20 protein-coding genes and 2 pseudogenes are annotated in these 19406 nt (G+C 34.6%); all 22 read left to right on the forward strand.

The genetic code is table 11. The features are described 5' to 3' along the window. The first annotated feature begins 150 nt into the window (after positions 1-150). The 22 genes and pseudogenes from rpmH to CSUIS_RS01620 all read left to right on the forward strand — a co-directional run bounded on the left by rpmH (position 151) and on the right by CSUIS_RS01620 (position 19388). Positions 151-285: a 50S ribosomal protein L34 gene (rpmH, locus tag CSUIS_RS01520; RefSeq protein ID WP_086237623.1), complete on the forward strand. Its 135-nt coding sequence runs from the start codon at positions 151-153 to the stop codon at positions 283-285. 8 nt (positions 286-293) lie between these two features. After that, complete coding sequence (gene rnpA / locus CSUIS_RS01525; RefSeq protein ID WP_192940197.1) at positions 294-626, forward strand: ribonuclease P protein component; 333 nt, start codon at positions 294-296, stop codon at positions 624-626. A 77-nt stretch (positions 627-703) separates the two neighbouring features. Continuing rightward, positions 704-1045, forward strand: a complete 342-nt coding sequence (gene yidD / locus CSUIS_RS01530) for a membrane protein insertion efficiency factor YidD (RefSeq protein WP_086237624.1) — start codon at positions 704-706, stop codon at positions 1043-1045. Continuing rightward, entirely contained in the window at positions 1039-2598 is a 1560-nt protein-coding gene (gene yidC / locus CSUIS_RS01535) for a membrane protein insertase YidC (RefSeq protein WP_086296824.1), read from the forward strand. Before yidD ends, yidC begins: the two co-directional genes overlap by 7 nt. After that, a complete protein-coding gene (locus CSUIS_RS01540; RefSeq protein ID WP_086298539.1) occupies positions 2594-3472 on the forward strand; it encodes a Jag N-terminal domain-containing protein in 879 nt (292 codons plus the stop codon). Before yidC ends, CSUIS_RS01540 begins: the two co-directional genes overlap by 5 nt. Beyond that, entirely contained in the window at positions 3469-4779 is a 1311-nt protein-coding gene (mnmE, locus tag CSUIS_RS01545; RefSeq protein ID WP_086237626.1) for a tRNA uridine-5-carboxymethylaminomethyl(34) synthesis GTPase MnmE, read from the forward strand. Before CSUIS_RS01540 ends, mnmE begins: the two co-directional genes overlap by 4 nt. 21 nt (positions 4780-4800) lie before the next feature. After that, the gene (gene purL, locus CSUIS_RS01550; RefSeq protein ID WP_086296825.1) at positions 4801-6996 is read left to right on the forward strand and encodes a phosphoribosylformylglycinamidine synthase subunit PurL; all 2196 of its coding nucleotides are present in this window, start codon (positions 4801-4803) and stop codon (positions 6994-6996) included. Between the two features lie 2 nt (positions 6997-6998). Beyond that, complete coding sequence (locus CSUIS_RS01555; protein WP_086237688.1) at positions 6999-7709, forward strand: DnaJ domain-containing protein; 711 nt, start codon at positions 6999-7001, stop codon at positions 7707-7709. Between the two features lie 9 nt (positions 7710-7718). Then, positions 7719-9251: a bifunctional phosphoribosylaminoimidazolecarboxamide formyltransferase/IMP cyclohydrolase gene (purH, locus tag CSUIS_RS01560; protein WP_086296826.1), complete on the forward strand. Its 1533-nt coding sequence runs from the start codon at positions 7719-7721 to the stop codon at positions 9249-9251. 256 nt (positions 9252-9507) lie between these two features. Continuing rightward, positions 9508-10107 (forward strand): annotated as a pseudogene (locus tag CSUIS_RS08695) (HAMP domain-containing protein); the annotation flags it as partial. A gap of 333 nt (positions 10108-10440) precedes the next feature. Next, positions 10441-10962: pseudogene (locus CSUIS_RS08700) on the forward strand (methyl-accepting chemotaxis protein); the annotation flags it as partial. Between the two features lie 110 nt (positions 10963-11072). Continuing rightward, entirely contained in the window at positions 11073-11477 is a 405-nt protein-coding gene (locus tag CSUIS_RS01570) for an acyl-CoA thioesterase (RefSeq protein WP_086237630.1), read from the forward strand. 134 nt (positions 11478-11611) lie between these two features. Then, positions 11612-12958 (forward strand): signal recognition particle protein, encoded by a 1347-nt coding sequence (ffh, locus tag CSUIS_RS01575; RefSeq protein ID WP_086237631.1) that lies wholly within the window; start codon positions 11612-11614, stop codon positions 12956-12958. A gap of 68 nt (positions 12959-13026) precedes the next feature. Beyond that, complete coding sequence (gene rpsP, locus CSUIS_RS01580) at positions 13027-13254, forward strand: 30S ribosomal protein S16 (protein WP_086237632.1); 228 nt, start codon at positions 13027-13029, stop codon at positions 13252-13254. Then, positions 13254-13499 (forward strand): KH domain-containing protein, encoded by a 246-nt coding sequence (locus CSUIS_RS01585; RefSeq protein WP_086237633.1) that lies wholly within the window; start codon positions 13254-13256, stop codon positions 13497-13499. Before rpsP ends, CSUIS_RS01585 begins: the two co-directional genes overlap by 1 nt. Then, entirely contained in the window at positions 13489-14019 is a 531-nt protein-coding gene (gene rimM / locus CSUIS_RS01590; protein WP_086237634.1) for a ribosome maturation factor RimM, read from the forward strand. The genes CSUIS_RS01585 and rimM overlap by 11 nt, the downstream gene beginning before the upstream one ends. A 9-nt stretch (positions 14020-14028) precedes the next feature. Beyond that, complete coding sequence (gene trmD, locus CSUIS_RS01595) at positions 14029-14712, forward strand: tRNA (guanosine(37)-N1)-methyltransferase TrmD (protein WP_086296828.1); 684 nt, start codon at positions 14029-14031, stop codon at positions 14710-14712. A 9-nt stretch (positions 14713-14721) separates the two neighbouring features. Continuing rightward, a complete protein-coding gene (gene rplS, locus CSUIS_RS01600) occupies positions 14722-15078 on the forward strand; it encodes a 50S ribosomal protein L19 (RefSeq protein WP_086237636.1) in 357 nt (118 codons plus the stop codon). Between the two features lie 124 nt (positions 15079-15202). After that, complete coding sequence (locus CSUIS_RS01605; RefSeq protein ID WP_086237689.1) at positions 15203-15484, forward strand: cupin domain-containing protein; 282 nt, start codon at positions 15203-15205, stop codon at positions 15482-15484. A gap of 245 nt (positions 15485-15729) precedes the next feature. After that, a complete protein-coding gene (gene efeO, locus CSUIS_RS01610) occupies positions 15730-16542 on the forward strand; it encodes an iron uptake system protein EfeO (RefSeq protein WP_086296829.1) in 813 nt (270 codons plus the stop codon). Between the two features lie 9 nt (positions 16543-16551). Further along, on the forward strand, positions 16552-17709 hold the full coding sequence (locus CSUIS_RS01615; RefSeq protein WP_086296830.1) for a Dyp-type peroxidase: 1158 nt from the start codon (positions 16552-16554) through the stop codon (positions 17707-17709). A gap of 26 nt (positions 17710-17735) precedes the next feature. After that, positions 17736-19388: an FTR1 family iron permease gene (locus CSUIS_RS01620; RefSeq protein WP_236860788.1), complete on the forward strand. Its 1653-nt coding sequence runs from the start codon at positions 17736-17738 to the stop codon at positions 19386-19388. The last annotated feature ends 18 nt before the right edge of the window (positions 19389-19406 follow it).

The raw sequence follows: 19406 nt of genomic DNA on the forward strand, positions 1-19406 counted from the left end.
AAATTCCAAAATAAATTGCTTGATTTTAGCGTAATTTGCTTTAGATAGAATTTAAATATATCTAGCCAAGATGAAATTTATCAAATTAAAAGCCGTTTAAGTAAAATTTAGATAAAATCCAAAACTTAATTTTACCCAAAAGGAACATTTATGAAAAGAACTTATCAACCGCATAAAACACCTAGAAAACGCACTCACGGCTTCCGTGTTAGAATGAAAACTAAAAATGGTCGTAAAGTAATTAGCGCTAGAAGGGCAAAAGGTAGAGCAAGACTAGCTGCTTAAGAGTTAAATTGAAAATTAGCAAATTTGACTCTATTAGTGATAGTAAAGAGTTTAAAAAGGTCTATCAAAATGCCAAAAAGTGGCATTGTGATTTGGCAGTTGTCTATTTTTTAGAGTCAGATATGAGTAGATTTGCCGCAGTAGTAAGCAAAAAGATTGGAAAAGCAGTAGTAAGAAATAGAGTTAAAAGGGTTTTTCGTGCTGCATTTTTTGCGCTTAGTAATGAGTTAAAAAGCGGTATATATATATTCATTGCAAAAAGTGGAGCAGATGAGGTGCCTTTTGATAAAATTTGTAAAAATTTTAGATGGGCGTTAAAGCGAATGGACTCCATAAGATAGCCTGTGCTATTTAGTTTAAGTAGCGAATTTAGCACTCTTGTGCTTGTTCTGTTTGCAAATTTATTAGGTGCAAATTGATGAAAATTGCCACTAGTTTGGTTATTTTTTATAAAAAATATATCTCGCCATTATTGCCAAGGTCGTGTAGATACTATCCTAGTTGTTCTGAATATGCACTTTGGCAGCTTAGCCATAGTGGAATAATCACTTCTATATTTGCTATTGGCTTTAGAATTTTGCGATGCAATCAACTCTTTAGAGGTGGTATAGATTATCCTATTATTAGATGGGAATTTAAGCCATCTTATATATTTTCAAAGCCATATTATGTAGAGCCAAAATTTTGGCTAATTAAATATAAAAAAGATAAATTTTATTTAATAAAAGCATTTGACTTATCAAAGGATAAAAAGTGTTAGATAAACTTTCAACTCAGCAAAGGCTCATAATAGCCACAGTTATATCTGTTCTATTTTTTATAGCTTATGATGCTCTTTTTGCACCAAAGCAACCACTAGATATAAATAAAACTTTAGAGCAAAATCAAAGCGCCCCGACAACAACTACAACAAACAGCACCACTCAAGCCCCAAAGCAAACTAGCAAGAATATTGCTACAATCGAAGGCATTAATTATACCGCTACAATCGATGAGTTAGGAAGGATTAGTAGCTTTACGCTTAAAGATTCTAAATTTAAAAATGAAAATGGTGAGCAAATTTCGCTTTTAAAACCTACTTCGCCACTACCTTTGGAAATTCGATTTTCTGATAGGGCTATAAATGAAGAGGCTTTCAAGGTGGCATATAAGGCAAGTAGCGATAAAATCGATGTTGGCACTACCCCAGCTACTTTAAGCTTAACTCAAGATTTATCATCTGTAAGCGTGGTAAAAAATATAACATTCCACGCAGATGGCTCATATGATATTGATGTTAAAGTAAGCTCAAATTATGAATATTTCATCACAGCTGGATTTCGCCCAGTTGTAGCAGTAGATGGATATACCGTTCATGGAGTTTTGCTTAGAAAAGAAGATGATAGCTTAGAAATTATTGAAGATGGGGACGCTAAAGGGAATGAGGTCTTTAGAAGTGTGGATTTATTAGCTAATAGTGATAGATATTACACTACTTTATTTTATGATAGCAAGAGATCTATGGAGGTCTTTATCCAAAAAGATACCGATGAGAATACTCTAAGCTTTGTTAGAAATATTGGAAATTTCAGTGCTAAAGGCTACATCGGCCCAAAAGATTATAAAATTTTAAAATCAATCAATCCAAGCTTAGTTGATACCATTGAGTATGGTTGGTTTACCTTTATTGCTAAACCTGCCTTTTTGCTACTTGATTGGCTCTACTCATTTATAGGCAACTGGGGCTTTGCTATTGTGGCACTAACCATCATTATCCGTATAGTTTTATTTCCTCTTACATATAAGGGTATGGTCTCAATGAATAAGCTAAAAGATCTAGCTCCAAAGATGAAAGAGATACAAGCCAAATATAAAGGCGATCCACAAAAAATAAACGCCCATGTAATGGAGCTATACAGAAAGCATGGTGCTAATCCGATGGGTGGATGTTTGCCAATTTTAATTCAAATTCCAATATTCTTTGCAATTTATAGGGTATTGCTAAATGCTATTGAGTTAAAAGGTGCTGAGTGGATTTTATGGATTAATGACCTTGCAGAGCTTGATCCTTACTTTATATTACCAATCCTTATGGGTATTACAATGTATATCCAGCAGCACATCACGCCAACCAATTTTACAGATCCAATGCAAGCAAAGATTATGAAATTTCTACCTTTGATATTTACATTTTTCTTTATTACATTCCCAGCGGGGCTTACTCTTTATTGGTTTATAAACAACCTATGCTCTATAGCTCAGCAAATGGTCGTAAATAAAATATTTGAGCGTCATAAATCTCAAGAGATAGCGGAGAAACACCATGGGAATTAAGATTGAAGCTAAGGATTTACAAAGTGCTTATATAAAAGCAGCTAATGAGCTTAAATGCTCTGCTATAAATTTAGAAATTACACAGATAAAAGCAGCTAGAAAGGGATTTTTAGGCTTTTTTAAAAAAGATGGTATTTTTGAAGTATCTGTGAAAAAAGATGGTGAAAAAAGAGTTAAAAAGCCAAAAAATGATCGCATTGAAAAGAGCATAAGGTGCGATAAAGCCCAAAAATTCACACACTCTAAATTTGAGCCAAGTAGCGAAGATAAATTTGAGCCAAACATCACTATAACTCAAAGTGATACCCAAGCAGAAGCGCAATTTGCAAAACCAGCTAGAAAATCAACGCTAAATATAGACCAATCCATATTTGATTCATTTCATAAAATTGATGATAATCAAACCGCAGTATCTTTGGATAATATCTTATTAGAGATTAGAGCTGGGCTTGATAGGCTATTTGGTGCTAGTTTATTTGATATTCAGGTTAGCGAGCTATCAATTTATGACGCTGATACTATATATATCAAGCTTGATGGAGCTGATGCAGCACTAATGATAGGCAAGGAGGGCTATAGATATAAGGCTATTTCATATCTCATATTTAACTGGATTAATGCTAAATATAATAAAGGAATTCGCCTAGAGATAGCTGAATTTTTAAAAAACCAAGAGAGCAGTATGGCTGTATATTTAAATGGAGTTATAGAAAGAGTAGAGCTAATTGGCAGGGCTCAAACCAAGCCTCTTGATGGGGTATTAGTTAAAATCGCTTTAGAGCAGTTAAGGCAGAGATTTCCAGATAAATATGTTGGAATTAAAAGTAGCGATGAAGGCAAATTCATTGTTATAAATGATTTTCATAAAAAATGAATATAGTAGCACTTGCAACCCCATATGGCATCGGAGCTATATCTATTATTAGACTTAGTGGCAAAGATGCCCTAAGCATAGCTAATAAAATTTGCGGTAATCTAACGCCTAGAGTAGCACATTTAAAGAAGCTAAAGGATAAATTTGACAATATCTTAGATGAGGCAATTGTGATATATTTTAAGGCTCCATTTAGCTTTACTGGTGAAGATGTGGTGGAGTTTCAGACTCATGGCGGAGTGGTTGTAGCAAATTTGATTATCGATGAGATATTATCTTATGGGGCTAGGGTTGCTAATCCTGGTGAATTTAGTAAAAAAGCGGTGCTAAATGACAAAATTGATCTAGCTAAGGCTGAGAGTATCCAAGGTCTTATAAATGCTAGAAGCGAAGGTGCGGCTAAGATTTTAGCTAGGGTTATGAGCGGGGAGTTGGCTAGATTTTGCGATACTTTGCGTGATGAGCTAATATCAGCTTTAGCTTATACTGAGACTTGTATTGACTATGCTGATGATGATTTACCAGCTGATATAATGGAGCAAATCAAGCTAAAATTAGAGCAAATTTATTCAAAACTAGATAATATAATATCAATTTCAAATTCAAAAAAAGGTCTAATCGATGGCTACAAAGTAGCGATAATCGGCACCCCAAATGTAGGCAAAAGCTCCATTTTAAACTCACTTTTAAATTATGAAAGAGCCATAATTAGCAATACTCCAGGAACCACTAGAGATACTATCGAAGAGCAGATTAAAATCGGCACCCACTTAGTGCGTATAATCGATACTGCTGGTATTAGGCATAGCGATCACGATATAGAAAATATCGGTATAGAATACTCCAAAAGGGCCGCAAATAGCGCTGATATAATCATCTGTGTATTTGATAGCTCAAGGGTTGTAAATAGCGAAGATATGGAGATTTTGGATTTTGTAAATAGCTTAAATAAGAAGGTAATTTTTGTATTAAATAAATCTGATTTGGAATTTAAATTTGACCTTAATATTGATGGAATTTTACTTAGTGCAAAAGATAACTCTAATGCTTTAAAACTAGCAATCCAAGAATACTTAAATTCACAAGATACAAATGAGATAATGCTAAGCTCAAATAGGCAAATAAAAGCTTGTGATGATGCCAAAAGTGCGATAAATAGGGCTATTCATCTTTTAGATGATTCTGTGCTTGAGCTTTTTGCTTATGAGATAAATAGAGCTATAAAAGAGATAGGAAGCATCACAAAACCGCTACAAAATTCGGAAATTTTAGATAAAATGTTTAGCAATTTTTGCTTAGGAAAATAATTTTAAAAAGGGGATATAATAATGGATAAAAAGACAATAGAAGCACATAAGATTAGCGATGATGAGTATAAAAAGATATTAGAGATTTTAGGGCGTGAGCCAAATTTACTTGAACTTGGTATATTTTCTGCGATGTGGAGTGAGCATTGTAGCTATAAATCAAGTAAAAAATATCTAAATGGCTTTCCGACTAAGGCTCCATGGGTACTTCAAGGTCCAGGCGAGAATGCTGGGGTGATAGATTGTGGCGATAGTATGGCAGCTGTATTTAAGATGGAGAGCCATAATCACCCAAGCTTTATTGAGCCATTTGCTGGTGCTGCAACTGGAGTTGGTGGTATATTTAGAGATATTTTTACCATGGGGGCTAGGGTTGAGGCGAGTATGAACTCACTTCGGTTTGGTCAAGTGCATGGCGATACAAAGATTAGTCGCCATCAACGCTATTTGGTAAAAGGCGTGGTATCTGGCATTAGCCACTATGGCAACTGTATGGGTGTGCCAACTATTGGCGGTGAAACCACATTTGATGAGAGCTTTAATGGTAATATTTTAGTCAATGCTTTTGGGCTTGGAATTTGTAAAAGTGATGAGATATTTTATGCTAAGGCTGAAGGGGTAGGAAACCCGGTTATATATGTTGGCTCAAAGACTGGTAGAGATGGTCTTGGTGGGGCTGTGATGTCAAGTGATAGCTTTAATGAAGAGAATAAATCTTTAAGGCCAACAGTGCAAGTTGGGGATCCATTTGCTGAAAAGCTCTTAATGGAGGCTTGCTTGGAGCTATTTAAATGCGATTATATAGTTGGAATTCAAGATATGGGTGCAGCTGGACTTACATCAAGTAGCTTTGAGATGGCTGGTAGAAGCGGTAGCGGTATGAAGCTATATTTAGATAGAGTTCCTATGCGTGAAAGTGGAATGACGCCATATGAATTAATGCTTAGCGAGTCTCAAGAAAGAATGCTAATTTGTGCTAAAAAGGGTTGTGAAGATAAGATAAAAGCGATATTTGATAAATGGGATTTAGATGCTGAGATTATAGGAGAAGTAACTGATAGTGGCATAATGGAGCTATACTGGCATAATGAGTTAGCTGGTAGCGTGCCAATAGCTCCACTTAGCGAGGCCGCACCAATACTAAATCGCCCAACTAGCAGACCAAAATATCTTGATGAGATCGCAAATATAAATTTAAATAATATATCAAAAATCAGCAATCAAGAGGCCTTTGAGCTATTAATCAAAGATTTAAATGTGGCAAATAAGAGTTTTATTTATGATCAATATGACTCAACAGTAGGCACAAATGTGATTAAAAAAGCTGGTAAATTGGGTGCTGCTGTAATGAGAATTAAGCAAAATGGCAAGTCAATTGCTATGGGCATGGAGTGTAATACAAGGCATAATTATGTAAATCCTAAAATCGGCGCTGCAGCTGCAGTCGCAGCTAGTGGGCGAAAGGTGGCTATGAGTGGTGCAACTCCGCTTGCGATTACTGATTGTCTAAACTATGGTAATCCGCAAAATCCAGAGGTTATGTGGCAGTTCGCACAAGGTTGCGAAGGGATTAAAGAGGCGTGTGCAAAGCTAAATACTCCAGTAGTTAGCGGTAATGTAAGCTTGTATAATGAGACAGATGGAGTTAGTATCCAGCCTACACCAAGCATAGTATCAGTAGGCGTAGGAGATGATGCTAAAAATAGCTTGATTAGCGAATTTAGCGGTGAAAATGTGAGTGTTTATCTACTTGGTAAGACTACTGGCGAGTTTGCAGGGTCGCTATATATGAAGGTGGTGGCAAATTTATGCGCTGGAGAGTTAAAAGAGATAGATTATAAGGCTGAAAGAGCACTTTGGGATTTGGTTATTGAGGCTAATAAAGATAGAGTATTGGAGTTTGCAAATAGCGTTGGAGTAGGTGGTATCGCCATTACTTTAGCCAAGATGGCAGCGGTTAGCTCTATTGGTTTTAATGGCAAAATAGAGCTTAAAGATAGTCGCTTTATATTTGATGAGAGCTTTTCTAGGGCAGTTGTAGGGGTTAGAGATGAGCTTAAATTTAAAGAGTTAGCTAAGAAATATGGGATTGAATTTATTAAAATTGGCTTAAGTGGTGGCGATGAGTTTGTTTTAAATGATATTAAAATTAGCTTAAAAGATCTACAAAATATCTATTTTAGCGAGTTTGCTGCTGTTATTAAAAGTGAAGATTGATAGTGCATATATTTTTAATTTTAATCGGCGTTATTATTATATTTTGGCTACTTGGTCGTGGATTTACTAACTCAAGCTTAAGGATTAACAAACTCCAATATGATGATGCTAAATATCTAATTATGCTAACGGCAAAGGTCGCTAAAAGCGATGGAGCTGTGAGTAAGGATGAGGCTAATTATATATCGCTTTTATTAGATGATATTTGTTTAAAGCTTGGTAATAGAGATGTTAGAGCCAAGTTAAAAGATATATATCTTTATTATAAAGATAATCAAAGCTCAGCCTACGCAATTGCTAAAGAGTATAGGCAAAGGCTAGGATTTAGTCAAAATATTTGGATAAATCGTGTAGTGTTTTTTATGAATTTAGCCTATATCGATGGGGAATTTAATAGCGATGAGAGAGAAATTTTACGCGAAATTTGCGATGGATTTGCTATTAATAAGAGCATTGTAGAAGAGCTTTTTTCTCATTTTGAGGCTGAATTTAAGAATTTATCCAAAGAGCATAGCATTGACCCATATGAGATTTTAGAGGTTTCAAAAGATGCTAGTTTTGAAGAGATTAAAGCTAGTCATAGGAGATTATCTAGGCAGTATCATCCAGATTTTATGATGGATAAGAGCGATGATATTATAAGCCAAGCGACTAAGAAAATGCAGCAAATAAATGAAGCATATGAGATATTAAAAAATAAATTTAATAAATAAGGAGGATTTATGAGAGCTTTAATTAGTGTAAGTGATAAGAGCGGTGTGGTGGAGTTTGCCTTAGGGCTTGAGGCTTTGGGCTTTGAGATTTTAAGTACAGGTGGGACATATAAAACTTTAAAAGATAGTGGCATAAAAGTTATAGAAGTTAGCCAATTTACCGCTAGTCCTGAGATGTTTGAAGGTAGGGTTAAAACCTTACATCCAAAGATTCATGGCGGTATCTTACATAAAAGAGATGACACTAATCACATAGAACAAGCTAATAAATATGATATTAAGGCAATTGATTTAGTTTGTGTAAATTTATACCCTTTTAAAGAGACTACAATCCGCACAGATGATTTTAATGAGATTATCGAAAATATAGATATTGGTGGCCCTGCTATGGTGCGAAGTGCTGCTAAAAATTTCAAAGATGTGTTAATCGTTACTGATGTGAATGATTATGAAATAGTGCTAAAATCACTAAAAGATGGTAGCGATAGCTATGAATTTAGACGGGATTTGATGATAAAAGCATATGAACATACAGCCTCATATGACTCAATGATAGCTAACTATATGAATGAGAGATTTAAGGGTGGATTTGGTGCTAAGAGATTTATAACTGGCTCAAAGGTATTTGATACAAGATATGGTGAAAATCCACACCAAAAGGGCGCTGCGTATGAATTTGATAGCTTTTTAAGTTTAAATTTCACTCAATTAAAAGGCGAAGCAAGCTTTAATAATATGACTGATATTAATTCAGCCGTGGCGATAGCTTCATCATTTGGTAAGGCTCCAGCGGTGGCTATTTGTAAGCATGCTAATCCATGCGGTTTTGCTATTGGAGAAAATGAGCTAGATAGCTATATCAAAGCACTTAAGTGCGATTCAGTTAGTGCTTTTGGTGGCGTGGTGGCGATAAATGGAACTCTTACAAAGGAGCTAGCTTTAAAAACTAAAGAGATATTTATAGAGGTTATAATTGCTGCAAATGTAGAAGATGGGGTTTTAGAGCTTTATAGTGATAAAAAACGCACTAAAATCTTTACGCAAAATAATAAATTTTTAGTAACTTCGGGATATAAATGGGACTTTAAACACATTGATGGGGGGTTTGTCTTTCAAGAAAAAGATAGCCTAAATGATAGCGAAGTTGATAATGCTAAACAAGTTACTATAAAAGCAGCAAATCCTAGTGAAATTACAGATCTTAAAATAGCGTGGAAGATAGCAGCATTAACTAAATCAAACTGCGTTGTCTATGTCAAAGATAGCACACTTTTAGCAATTGGTATGGGTATGACTAGTAGGGTTGATGCGGCTCGTGCAGCGGTGGCAAAGGCTAATGATATGGGGATAGATTTAAAGGGTTGTGCGTTAGCTAGTGAGGCGTTTTTCCCTTTTGCTGATAGTATAGAGATAGCTGCTAGTGTGGGCGTGGCTAATGTAATTCAGCCAGGTGGCTCAATCCGAGATGATGAGGTGATAGAAGCTGCCAATAAAGCTAGAATGAGTATGTATTTTACTGGCATTAGACACTTCTTGCATTGATTAAATTTAAGGTAAATTTATATTTAATTTACCTTAAATTAAGGGTCTATTTATCTCATTAAACTTTTAATAAGAGTTTAATGAGTATAATTTCACTATATCTTCTTTCAAGGCAGACAGCATGATAAATACTATAGGTAAAAAGATAGTTTTTAGTATTGTCGCAGTTTTATTTATAAGTTTTATAGCTATGCAATTTATCATCATAGCTCAATTTAATAACTCATCTACACAGATTACCAAAGATAGCTTAAATATGCTTAGCTCATCTATATTTCAGACAGTTCAGACTGCTATGAATACTGGTGATCCACAAATAATAGAAAAATCAATCCACGATGCAAGCTTAATCCAAGGTGTGGCATCTTTAAAAATATACCGCTCAGATACTGTATCAGAAGGTTTTGGTCTTGAAAAGGTAGCGCCTAAAGATGATATAATAAAATCACAATTTATAAATCCTAAAAATTATACTCAAACTATAAAAACACAAGATAATCACACATTACGATTAGTCACTCCAATCATTGCTAAGAGTGAGTGTATAGCTTGTCATACTCTTTCTAAAGAAAATGATGTTTTAGGCGTTATGGATCTATCATACTCTTTGAATGCTATGGATAAAGATTTAAGAGATAAGAGCGTTATGTTTTTATTGATATTTGCTATATCTTTGATTTTAACAGCTATTATAGTTTTGGTGGTATTAAAAAGGGTTGTTATAACTCCTGTGTTAGAGCTTTTAAATCGTGCTAAAGATTTAAGCAGTGGAGATGGTGATTTAAGTGCTAGAATATCTATAAAAAGCAGCGATGAGATCGGGCAAACTTGTAAGCATATAAATCTCTTTATAGAAAAAATTCAAGATATAGTCAAAAAGGCTCAAAGTAGTGCTAAAAGCGTAGAGAGCCAGACACTAACCTTACACGATAACGCTTCCATACTCCTTAGCAGCACAGAAGATGGAAAAGATAAGGCTAGAAGCTCATATGCTATTAGTAAAAGTATATCTGATGAGCTTGAGATTTCAACGGATAAATCCACCCAGGCAGCTGGTGCAAACAAGCAGTCATATGATGAGTTAGAAGAGATGATACAATCATTAAGCGAGGTTGTAACTCACCTAAATGAAGCAAATGCTAAAGAGCAAGAGGTAGCACAAAAAACCATAAGCGTAGTTAGCCAAACCAAAGATATGAAAAAAGTTTTAGATATTATAGGCGATATAGCAGACCAGACAAATTTACTTGCTTTAAATGCGGCCATAGAAGCAGCTAGAGCTGGAGAGATGGGAAGGGGCTTTGCTGTAGTTGCTGAAGAGGTCAGAGTGCTAGCTGAAAAGACAAATGAATCCTTAGGTGGTATAAATTTAAATGCTAAAAATATGATAGAATCTACTACAGAGCTTGGAAATGCATTAAATGAAAATGCTAAAAACATTGCTTTAATTAGCAAAAGTGCCAATGAGCTTATGGATAGAGCAAGATCTACTCAAACAGCCACAAATGAATCCATGCAAATAGTTCAAGAGGTATCGGCTATGGCTACTGATATTAGCAAAAAGATTAAAAAGCTATTAGATCAATCTGAAGAATCTGTAGAGACTTTTGATAATAATGCTAAGATAGTTAATCAATTCTTAGATGTATCTACGAATTTAAAAGATGTAGCAACCAGACTTGAAGTTGATTTAAGTAAATTTAAAACTTGATTTTAAGCTCTCTTTGGGCGACTATTTATTTATAATTTTTATTGTAAATTTAATTATAATTAATATTTTAGAGTTAAAATTCATAAATTAAAAAATATTAAGGATATTTTATGAAAGGTATGGGAGAACCAAGAATTAAAATCGTAGCTATGCCTAGCGATACAAACCCAGCTGGAAATATTTTTGGTGGTTGGATTTTATCACAAATAGACTTAGCTGGAGCAATTGCAGCTAGAGAGTTAGCCCCAATTAGGGTTGTTACAATATCGATGAAAGAGGTTATATTCAAAGAGCCAGTATTTATAGGTGATATTGTTAGTTGCTATGCTAAAATCACAAATGTAGGTAGCACCTCTATCACAACAAGAGTTAAAGTTGTCGTCCAAAGATTAAATGCTCAAGGATTTTGTGAGTGCGTCCCAGTAACTACTGCTGAGGTTACATATGTAAGCGTAGATGAAAAAGGGGAGAAAAAGAGCATAGATAATGATCTAAAGCGACTTCATGGTTTTTAATATTTAGCTACCTTTTTTTGGGTGGCTAAATTTAATTTATTATACTATCTCCAATTAGCATTACGATTAAAGAATTTTAAAGTAAATAAAAGATATAATTAGCTCCTTTTAATAAAAATTAATAAAGGTAAATTGTGTTTGAACTTATTGGCGAGTCGCTAAAATCAGCTGTAAATAAACTTAAATTTGTCGATGATGAGAAGGCTTTAAAAAATGCGTTAGAGACGCTTAAAAAGTCGCTATTAAAAGCTGATGTATATCATAAGGTTACTAAAGAGTTAGTAGCTCTTGTAGAGTCTGATATGAAAAAGGGCGCTATAGGTCAAAAGCAATTTTTAGATAGTATAAAATCAAATTTAACAAATATCTTAACCGCCCCAAATGATGGAAATAAGGGTAGTGGCTTTGTTTTTGCTTCTAATCCACCAACTATTGTATTGATGGCTGGTTTGCAAGGTGGTGGAAAAACCACAACTACTATTAAACTAGCAAGTTATCTAAAAGCTCGTAAAAAACGCGTTCTTGTCGCTGCTGCTGATTTGCAGCGTTTAGCAGCGGTTGAGCAGCTTAGACAACTATGTAGTGCTAATGAGATTGAGCTATTTAGCATTGATGGAGAGAATAATCCAGTAAATGTAGCCAAAGAGGCGCTTAAAAAGGCTAAAGATGCTCTTTATGATGTGCTTTTAGTCGATACTGCTGGTCGCTTGGCAATTGATGAGGCTTTAATGAGTGAGCTAAAAGAGATTAAAACCGCATTAAATCCGCACGAAATATTCTATGTAGCTGATGCTATGAGTGGTCAAGATGGCGTTCGCACCGCAGCTAGCTTTAATGAAGCTCTTGGCATAACAGGAGTGATTTTAAGCAAATTTGATGCTGACACAAAAGGCGGTGTGGCAATTGGTATAGCCCATCAAGTGGGAATTCCGCTTAGATTTGTTGGTGTTGGTGAGAAAGTAGCAGATCTTGAGAGCTTTATCCCAGATAGGATTGTAGGTAGGATTCTTGGCGAAGGGGATCTTGCGACTTTGGCTGAAAAGGCATCAACGATAATTGATGAAAAAGAGGCTAAAAAACTTAATAAAAAGATTAAAAAGGGAGAATTTAATTTCAATGATTTTATCGCTCAACTTGAGAGTGTTAAAAAACTTGGAAGTATGAAGAGTTTAATAGGTATGATACCAGGTCTTGGGGGTATGGCTAATCAGTTAAAAGATATAGATTTGGATAATTCAGATCAGATAAAACATATAAAAGCTATGATAAACTCGATGACACCAAAAGAGAGAGAGAATCCTGATTTATTAAATAACGCTAGAAAACGCAGGATAGCAGCTGGAGCTGGACTAGATCAGATGAGTGTAAATAGATTTTTAAAGCAGTTTAGCAGTGCGGCAAAATTAGCCAAAAAATTCTCAAATAAAGATAGTATGAAAGGCTTTGCTAATATGCTAGCAAATGCTAATCGCCCTAGATAATTAGGGTTTATTTATGGCTATAAATTTAGCTATAACTAAGCCTTATAAAAATATTTTAGGAGACAAAGATGGCAACAGTAGTAAGATTAACAAGAATGGGACGCAAAAAAAGACCATTTTATCGTATAGTAGTTACAGATAGTAGAAAAAGACGCGATAGCGGCTGGATTGAAAGTATTGGATATTATAACCCAATGGTAGAGCCAGAAGTGATTAAATTTGATGCTAATAGACTTGCATATTGGAAAAGTGTAGGTGCCAAACTAAGCGATAGAGTCGCTCAAATTACAAAATAATGGTTGAAGATTTTTTAAAAGAGTATGCTAAGCTTATAAGTGATTCTCCTGATATTATTCGCACTGAGCGGATAAATCTTGGAGAGAATTTCGATGAAATCATTATATACGCTAGCAAGGCTGATACTGGTAAATTAATCGGCAAAGATGGTAAGATGATAAATGCTATTAAAACCGTGGTTATAGGCTATAAGGCTAAAGATCCAACCTCATATAGAATTACGGTAAAAGCTATTGAAGAGTGATTTAGTAGAGGTTTGCATACTTGGTAAATCCGTTGGATTAAAGGGAGCTTTAAGACTACATAATCGTAGCGATTTTATAGAGCAGTATAAAAAGGGTGCTAAATTTTATGATAAATTTGGTAATCTTTTTTCTATTAAGAGTTATGAGCCTTCAAATTCGCTTGTGATATTTGAAGGATTTGATAGTGTCGAAAAGGCAAAAGAGCTTACAAATAGGGTTTTATATCGCACAATAGAAGATACTAAAAAGAGCTGTAAGCTGAAAAAAGATGAGTATTTTTATTTTGATATTATAGGCTCTATGGTTTATGAAGATGGTGATTTGCTTGGTAGGATTGATGATATTTTAGAAGTTGGTGCCGGATTTTTATTTAGCATTAAAACAGATCTAGATTTGGTATCTCAAAATTTACCTAAGCAGTTTTATATACCTTATCAAGATAATTTTATAATTAAGATTGATACTGCAACCAAAAAAGTAGAGGTCAAAAACTCTATGAATATACTTATTAACTCTTAAATTTTAGATATGAAATTTAACTTTATAACACTATTTCCAAATTTAATAACCCCATATTTTAGCGACTCCATACTTGGTAAGGCAGTTAAGAATGGGATTATAGAGATTAATTGCATTAATCCTCGCAACTATACAAAGCAAAAGCATAATAAAGTTGATGAGTATATGATAGGCGGTGGTGCTGGACTTTTGATGAGTGCACAACCGCTTTGCGATACCATCGATACGCTTGGAGATACTCACATAATCTATCTTACTCCAGCTGGTAAAAAATTTAATCAAAATGACGCCAAAAGACTTTCAAAGCTAAAAAATATAACATTTATCTGTGGTAGATATGAGGGTATTGATGAGCGTGTAGTCGAGAGTAGGGTAAATGAGGTTTTTTGCATTGGAGATTTTATCTTAACTGGTGGAGAGTTAGCTGCTATGAGCCTTTGCGATGCTATTAGTCGCAATATTTATGGAGTTTTGGGTAATTTTAACTCTTTGAATATTGAGAGTTTTGAGGGCGGAGTATTGGAAGCTCCTAGTTTTACAAAGCCAAATATATTTAATGGCCTACTAGCTCCTTCAGCTTTTTTAAAGGGTAATCATAGTATAATCCTCGCTTTAAAAAATCATATGGCGCTTTGCAAAACTCGGTTTTTTCGCCCTGATTTGTATCAAACTCTTAAATCGCCAAAACTTTAAGGAAATAAGATGAGAAATAAATATATTGAAGCATTTGAAAATGCTCAAATTGCGACTAAGTCTGTGCCTGACTTTCGTGCTGGTGATACTTTGAGAATTGCTATTCACATCAAAGAAGGCGACAAAAGCAGAATTCAAAATTTTGAAGGCATATGTATCGCTCGCCGTGGTAGTGGCACTGGAGAGACCTTTATTATTAGAAAAATAGGTGCTAATAGTGTTGGCGTAGAGAGAATTTTCCCTATATATAGTGATAGTTTAGAGAGCATTACTGTATTACGCAAAGGTCGTGTAAGACGCTCTAAACTATTTTATCTTCGTGATAGACGCGGTAAAGCTGCTAGAATTAAAGAGCTTAAAAAATAGCATTCATTTAGACTTTAGCCCCCCCCCTTTTTTTATTGGGGCTTATCTGTTTTATTTTATTTTGGAATTTAGCGTGGAAAAAATTGTTTTTAACTTTGATACATTTGAAGGTGTAAAGAGTGCTATGCTTTGCGAAAGTGAATTTAGTAAAGAGATACGCATTACCATGGCTAAAGATTCCATAATGAAAGAGCATAAGGCACCAAATGCCATAATCGTTCAAATTCTTCGTGGAGAGATAGAGTTTGAGATGAGTGGGGATATTGTGGTAATGAGTGAGCTTGATATGATTACACTACCAGCTTTTGTACCGCACTCTTTAAAAGCTTTGAAAGACTCTATAATCAGACTTAGCCTATCTAAATCAGATACCCATTCAAGAGTGTTTAAAGTCATTAATAATTAATAAAATATTTTAATTTATTTTTATAAATTAGTAGTTTAATTATATCATTTTAATCTTTATTTATATTCTTTTAACCCCGCAAATAGATTATTGATCTTAAATTTAATCAAATAAATTAATTAAATAATTTTTAAATTTTACCATAAAATATAAGATAATCTTAAGATAATATTTATTAAAATAGTGATTATGAAAATGTTTATCAATATCTATACATTTTTAAATTTTATTTTAAAGGAGCAAAAATGCAATTTAAAAAAATCACTCTAGGCTTATCGGCCTTAATGCTAGGAAGTAGCTTGTATGGAGCAGTTGATCTATCAAAAGAGGCAAATGAGTATAGGTCTTATGTTATCGGTCAAATAGACAAATTATTAGAAGACACAGAGAAATTTGTTGGTTACTTAAAATCTGGAGATACTAAAAATGCTAAAAAACTCTATCCATTAGCTAGAATGTATTATGAACGCTCAGAGCCTATAGCTGAGAGCTTTGGAGAGCTTGATCCTAGTATAGATGCCCGTTTGGCTGATTTACAAGAAGATGGTAAGGGAGAAGATGATTGGAGTGGATTTCATAAGATTGAAAAAATTTTATGGGTAGATAATACGACAAAAGGTAGCGAGGCCGTGGCTGATAAGTTGCTAGCTGATATTAAGGAGTTAAGGGCTAAGGTGCCAACTGTCAAGGTGGATGCGGAGTTAATGCTAACTGGTGCGGTAGATCTATTAAATGAGGTATCAACTAGCAAGATAACAGGAGAAGAGGATATATATTCCAAAACCGATCTTTATGATTTTAAGGCAAATATTCAAGGAGCGCAAAAGATCTATGAAATTCTCAAATCTCACTTAATTAAAAAAGATTCTAAATTAGCAAAAGATATTGAAATTCAGTTTGCTAATGTAAATAATCTTTTAGAAAAGCATAATAAAAGTAAAAATGGATATGAGTATATAGGCTATGACAAGCTATCAAAATCTGATATAAAAGAGCTAGCAGAAGCGGTAAATAAACTAGGTGAGCCATTGTCAAAAATGGGTGTAATCTTAGATTAAGGTATTAATATGAATTCCAAACGCCGTAATTTTATTGGTGGAGTATTAGCATTTGGTGCTAGCACGCTTGGGGCTAGCCAACTCTTAAATCCACGCATTAAATCAGATGATAAAGATATTTATCCATTCTATGGAAAGCACCAGCAAGGCATAGCTACTGCTATCCAAAAGCATATATACTTTATGGTTTTAGACTTACATACTAACTTTCTTGATGAGATTAAAGAGATGTTTAAAATTTGGACTATATATTCAGCTAAATTGACATCTGGACAAAATGTGAGCGAATATGGCAGTAATAAATTTATCCCCACTTTAGATACTGGAGAGGCTGATTCTTTGGGAAGTAGTGGGCTTACTTTGACATTTGGTGTGAGTGCGTCATTTTTCAAAAAACTTGGTTTGGATAAGCTAAAGCCAAAGGAGCTTAAGGATTTACCGCATTTTCCAAGAGATCAGATTAGGGCTGAATTTAGCGGTGGAGATATATGCATACAAGCTTGTAGCGATGATCCGCAAGTGGCTTTTCATGCGGTGCGTAATTTGGTGCGTGTGGCAAGATTACAAGTTACTATGAAATGGTCACAAATGGGCTTTAACTCATTTATGAATAGTGATACCCCACGCAACCTTTTTGGCTTTAAAGATGGGACAATCAATCCTAAGGGTGCTGAGCTTGATAAGGAGGTTTGGATAAAGGGTGGAGCATTTGATGGTGGCACTTACATGGTAGTAAGAAAGATACAAATGCATTTAGAAACTTGGGATAGAACTCATCTAAAAGGACAAAATGATACCTTTGGTAGATTTAGAGATAGCGGTGCACCGTATGGCGGCAAGAGCGAATTTGATGAAGCTGATATAGGCTTAAATACCTCTTTACCAGCTGATTCTCATGTATTTTTATCTAAAAGTGCAGATACTAAGATACTTAGAAGGTCATACTCCTATGCTAGTGGTGTGGAGCCTAAGACTAATCAGTTTGATGCGGGGCTTTTATTTATCTCATTCCAAAAAGACCCAGAGCAATTTATAAAGATACAAAATACTTTGGGAAATGTAGATAGAATGAATGAGTATATCACGCATATTGGCTCGGGGCTTTTTATCTGTTTTGGTGGTGTAAGAGGTGATGGCGACTATCTTGCTAGATCGATTTTAGGGTAGAGGTTTTTATGTCTAAATTTTATTTTATGATCTTATCTTTACTCTTTGCTTTAAGTTTAGAAGCTAATATGAGTCCATTTTTTATACAAATTTCAGACGCTTTAGGTGCGGCTAAAAGTGGTGATAGCAAACTAGCAAAAGATATAATGGTTGAATTTCAAGAACAATTTAATGCTCTTAATATCAATACAGTTTTATCTAATGATGTAAAGCAGAGATTAAAAGCTGTTTTAAATGATACAAGTGTAGAGAATATCGAGAGTTTATCTAGTGCATTAATTGCTTTTGAAAAGGAGCAAAACCCTGTAGATTATGAGGCTAAAAGGGCGAAATTTAAACAAAAGGTGATGCCTTTATATAAGCAGTTAGTAAATGCTACTAAAGATAGAGATTTAGAGCAAATTCCGTCTATTTTTAAGAGATTTTACGATTCTTGGCAGCGAAATGAGCGTGTGGTGGGTGATTTAAGTCCTTGGCATTATGGCAAGATAGAGACATCAATGGCGCTATATAGAATGGCTATGGTAAGCACTCCTAGCGATATAGCCGCTATGGATAGTAAAATTATAGAGCTAGGTGAGTTTTTAAACGATTTTCTAGCTGGTAATACTAAGGAGATAAAAGTTGATGGCGATACCTTAGAAGAGCTTAAACGAAATTTAACTCTACTTGATGAGGCAAAAGATTTAATCGGCATTGATAACGCTAAGGCAAAGAGCAATATCTTAAATTTTATAACAAATTGGCCACTTTTTGAAGGTGAAATTAGAACTCGCAGTGCGAATTTATACAACGCAATAGAGAGTGATCTACCACAAATAGCAGCCGATATAGACTCCTTAAAATCCATAAATATGCTAAATAACATTATAGATAATATCAATTCTCTAGATTTTAATGCAAATTACAACGCCTATGATGTAGCTATAGTGCTTATTAGAGAGGGAGTGGAGGCTTTGCTTATAGTAGTCGCACTTTTAGCTGCTGTAAAAACAGGTAATTTACAAAGAGCTAAGGCTCATATTTTAGGTGGTGCTGGTATTGCTATAGTAGCTAGTGTATTTGGTGCGGCGACTTTGAGCTATCTATTTCCTTTGGCAGCAGCTGGTACAAATAGAGAAATTTTAGAAGGAATAGTGGGTATATTGGCTGTGGTTGTTATGGTGTTTGTAGTAGCTTGGTTACACTCTAAAAGTAGCCTTAAGGCTTGGAATGCCTATATAACTAAGCAGATCAATAGAGCTGTTGCTAGTGGTAGTTTGCTTTGGTTTGGATTATTATCATTTTTAGCTGTTTTTAGAGAAGGTGCTGAGACTATACTATTTTATGCTGGAATGCTACCAAAGGTGCAAATTTCAAGCTTTATAAGTGGTATAGTTGGGGCTTTGGCTATTTTGATTTTGATAGCATATTTTATGAAATTTATCACTTCTAAAATAGCTATGCACAATATTTTTAAGCTTATGAGTTTATTGCTTTACGCACTTGGCTTTAAGATTTTAGGTGTTAGCGTGCATGCCTTACAACTTACAAATATAGTGCCAAATAGCATTATATCACCCATTCCTTCTATATCTTTCATTGGATTTTATAATACGCTTGAGGGGTTGATTATGCAAATTGCCTATATATCATCTGTAATAATTCTAGCTCTTTTAATGAGAAAAAAGGCGGTTTAGAATTTCAACCAATTTACC

It is taken from the genome of Campylobacter porcelli, from assembly GCF_002139855.1.
In the GTDB taxonomy this organism is placed as follows: Bacteria; Campylobacterota; Campylobacteria; order Campylobacterales; family Campylobacteraceae; genus Campylobacter; species Campylobacter porcelli.

Coding starts and splice junctions, on each gene's coding strand:
- rpmH (WP_086237623.1), top strand. CDS start 151: ATGAAAAGAACTTATCAACCGCATAAAACACCTAGAAAACGCACTCAC.
- yidD (WP_086237624.1), top strand. CDS start 704: ATGAAAATTGCCACTAGTTTGGTTATTTTTTATAAAAAATATATCTCG.
- mnmE (WP_086237626.1), top strand. CDS start 3,469: ATGAATATAGTAGCACTTGCAACCCCATATGGCATCGGAGCTATATCT.
- purL (WP_086296825.1), top strand. CDS start 4,801: ATGGATAAAAAGACAATAGAAGCACATAAGATTAGCGATGATGAGTAT.
- purH (WP_086296826.1), top strand. CDS start 7,719: ATGAGAGCTTTAATTAGTGTAAGTGATAAGAGCGGTGTGGTGGAGTTT.
- CSUIS_RS01570 (WP_086237630.1), top strand. CDS start 11,073: ATGAAAGGTATGGGAGAACCAAGAATTAAAATCGTAGCTATGCCTAGC.
- rpsP (WP_086237632.1), top strand. CDS start 13,027: ATGGCAACAGTAGTAAGATTAACAAGAATGGGACGCAAAAAAAGACCA.
- CSUIS_RS01585 (WP_086237633.1), top strand. CDS start 13,254: ATGGTTGAAGATTTTTTAAAAGAGTATGCTAAGCTTATAAGTGATTCT.
- trmD (WP_086296828.1), top strand. CDS start 14,029: ATGAAATTTAACTTTATAACACTATTTCCAAATTTAATAACCCCATAT.
- rplS (WP_086237636.1), top strand. CDS start 14,722: ATGAGAAATAAATATATTGAAGCATTTGAAAATGCTCAAATTGCGACT.
- CSUIS_RS01605 (WP_086237689.1), top strand. CDS start 15,203: ATGCTTTGCGAAAGTGAATTTAGTAAAGAGATACGCATTACCATGGCT.
- efeO (WP_086296829.1), top strand. CDS start 15,730: ATGCAATTTAAAAAAATCACTCTAGGCTTATCGGCCTTAATGCTAGGA.
- CSUIS_RS01615 (WP_086296830.1), top strand. CDS start 16,552: ATGAATTCCAAACGCCGTAATTTTATTGGTGGAGTATTAGCATTTGGT.
- CSUIS_RS01620 (WP_236860788.1), top strand. CDS start 17,736: ATGATCTTATCTTTACTCTTTGCTTTAAGTTTAGAAGCTAATATGAGT.